The organism is Mycobacterium sp., from assembly GCF_032162605.1.
Classification (GTDB): domain Bacteria; phylum Actinomycetota; class Actinomycetes; order Mycobacteriales; family Mycobacteriaceae; genus Mycobacterium.
This window is the reverse complement of the sequence record NZ_JAVROT010000420.1, coordinates 1-2,743: the sequence shown is the minus strand read 5'-3', so window position 1 is coordinate 2,743 and position 2,743 is coordinate 1. Positions and strand designations below refer to the sequence as shown.

Here is a 2,743-nt window from a genome sequence, read left to right as displayed (position 1 = left end):
GAGAATCACGTCATCGCTGGCGGAGCGTCATGACTGAGCAGGGGAGCGCACCTCAACGGCTCACCTACGAACGCGACGGGTTGAGGCTGGCGTATGCCGTCGTCGGCGGTGGGTCGCAACCCATCGTGTTCGTTCACGGCGCCACGGCCACCGGCGAATTCGAATGGGGCACGCTGGCCGCCAGCTTGGGATCTGAATATCGCTGCATCCTGCCCGACATCCGTGGCCACGGCCGATCCGAGGCCGCGAGCGCGGCGCATACGGGGGAGGCGGTCTGCGCCGACCTGCACCACCTCATCGACCGGCTCGAACTCGGACGGCCCCACGTCGTGGGTTTTTCCTACGGTGCGGAGATCGCGCTGATGCTGGAGTTGTCGGCCCCGGGTACGGTGCGGTCGTTGGTGCTGATCAGCCCGGGGACGGGACGCCCGACCGACTACAAAGCCCCGCGCTTGGATCATCTGTACCGCACGTGGCCGTTCGCGTTGCGACGCCTGCACGAAGGCACCCACGGACCGGAACACTGGCGCCACTTGGTCACCGCACTGCACGAGGACAGCGTCGGTCGTCCCGAACTGTCCGACGACGTACTCGCCGGCATTGCATGCCCGGTGCTGTTGATGGCCGGCGACAGCGACGAATCGACACGACAACGACAGGGTCGGCGCTTCGCGGAACTCAACGATCGGGCACGGTTCGTCCCGATCGTCGGCGCGGGACATTCGGCTCACAAGATGTGCCCGGATACGGTCAGCGGAGTCATCGGTGACTTTCTGGCCGAAGTCGACCTTGAGAGAGCGGGGAGTCATGGCGCGGTCAACTGAACTCAAGCCAAAGAAGGACCATCAGCAGGCGGAGCCGCACGAACCGAGTTGGCAGCGCGACAGTGTCGACCGGTCGCTGCGCAACGCGCGCGCGCGTGCCCAAGCCCGCAGTGACCGCTTCGTCGCCGCGGCCGTCGAACTCCTCGGTGAGCGCGACGAGAGCGACTTCACCATCCAGGACGTGGTCGACAGGTCCAACATGTCGCAGCGCACGTTCTACACCTTCTTCGACGGCAAGGACAGTCTGCTCCTGGCCGTCTACGAGACGATTCTGCGCACCACCGCACTGCCCATGCTGCGCGAGCGGTGTGACGGGATCACCGATCCGGTGTTGCGCCTGAAGGCGCTGTTGGAGGCGATATCGGAGATCACGGCGATGCCGGCTCGACTGGCGCGCGGGCTCAGCGTCCTGCACCTACGTCTGACCGAATCGCGGCCGAAGGACCTGACCTACGCGTTGGAGCCACTGCACTCCCTGATCGTCGAGTTGCTTACCGCGGTCGCCGATGCCGGTCTGCTGCGGAAGGACGTCCCCCTCACCACCCAGGCCGCGCTGCTTCAGGAGCTCTTGCTGGCGACGTCGCACTCAGCGGTGCTGGCCGGCGGGCGGTCGACCAGTTTCGATGACCTGTGGGCGTTCTGCTCGGCCGCCATCCTCCGCACGGCGGGCGCCAGTGAGGCTGCCTCCGGCTAGGTGACGGCGCCGCTGATCTTGAGGTCGATCAGTTCGTCGTCGGACTTACCGAGAGCGCGCAGGATCTCGTCGGTGTGCTCGGCGAATTGCGGAGCCCGCGTGAGCTGTACCGGCTTCTCGTCGAATTGGACCGGGTTGGCCACCAGTTCCCGGGCCGTGCCTTCGGCGTCGCGTACTTGGGCGATCAGGCCGTTGGCTCGCAACGCCGCGTCCTGGCCGAGTTCCCACGGGTCCTGGGCGACGGCCCACTGCCCCTCCATGTCCGCGAACCGGGCGACCCACTCGGCCAGCGGCCGGGCCGCCAGTTCCTCCTGAACGATGTCGGCCGCCACGAGCGCATTGCCCATCAGCGCCGTGGCGGTGGCGAACCGCTCGTCGGTGATGAGGTCCTCCCGGTCGATGTGCCTGCAGAACTCGGGCCAGTAGCGCCCCGGCTGCAGCATGGCCAGGATGAGCCAGCGATCGTCGGCGGTCCGGTAGCTGCCGACCAGCGGGTTCGTCGGCGCCGAGTGCCCCGGTGCGCGCGGCTCCGGTGGGCCGCCCTCCAACAGCGCGAAGCCCACCGGCAGCGCGTTGGCCCACGCGCCGACGCCGAGCAGGGAGACGTCGACGACCGAGGTCTGCCCGGTTTGTGCGCGCGCGAACAGGGCTGCGGCGATGCCCCCGGCGATGGTCATCCCGCCGATGGAGTCGCCGTAGGCAGCGGCGGGCATCTTGCAGAGGCCGTCGTAGTCCACCGGTGTGGTCCCCAGCGCGCTGCCGCCGCGAGCCCAGAAAGCGGTGCTGTCGTAGCCGCCCTTCTCGCTGTCGGGGCCGCGGGCGCCGAAACCGGAACCGCGGACGTAGACGATGTCGGGATTGATCTTGCGGACGTCGGAGAGTTCGATGCCCAGCCGGCGGCGCGCGGCGGGCAGAAAGTTGGTCAGGAACACGTCGCTGCCGCGGATCAGCTCGTGCAGAACCTCCAGCGCGTCAGGGTTTTCCAAGGCCAGGCCGATGCTGCGCTTACCGCGGTTGGGGTGTTCCATCAGCGGAGCGAAGGATCCGCTACCGATGGGCATGCCCATCAAGGCGCTCAGGCCGCGCTGCGCGTCACCGGTTTCGGCGTGCTCGACCTTGATGACGTCGGCGCCCCAGTCGGCCAGGACCGCACCCGCGGCAGGCACGAAGGTGAATTGCGCCACCTCCAGTACCCGGACCCCATCCATCGGTCGGATCACGCTGT

General features: G+C 67.9%; 3 protein-coding genes. 2 read left to right on the top strand and 1 reads right to left on the bottom strand.

The window, feature by feature from the left end:
* Positions 1–824 (top strand): alpha/beta fold hydrolase (locus QOI01_RS23725; RefSeq protein WP_526385303.1); only part of this gene is annotated, 824 nt, incomplete at its 5' end.
* Positions 808–1,518, top strand: coding sequence for a TetR/AcrR family transcriptional regulator (locus tag QOI01_RS23720; protein ID WP_526385301.1), 711 nt, complete (start codon positions 808–810; stop codon positions 1,516–1,518). The genes QOI01_RS23725 and QOI01_RS23720, both read left to right, overlap by 17 nt.
* On the opposite strand, the gene QOI01_RS23715 is transcribed toward QOI01_RS23720, so the two are convergent.
* Positions 1,515–2,726, bottom strand: coding sequence for a CaiB/BaiF CoA transferase family protein (locus QOI01_RS23715; protein ID WP_526385305.1), 1,212 nt, complete (start codon positions 2,724–2,726; stop codon positions 1,515–1,517). The two genes, QOI01_RS23720 and QOI01_RS23715, sit on opposite strands and share 4 nt — an antisense overlap.
* Positions 2,727–2,743 lie beyond the last annotated feature (17 nt).

Bases quoted from the DNA above. Each gene is read 5' to 3' on its own strand.
- QOI01_RS23720 (WP_526385301.1), top strand. From the start codon at position 808: ATGGCGCGGTCAACTGAACTCAAGCCAAAGAAGGACCATCAGCAGGCG.
- QOI01_RS23715 (WP_526385305.1), bottom strand. From the start codon at position 2,726: ATGGATGGGGTCCGGGTACTGGAGGTGGCGCAATTCACCTTCGTGCCT.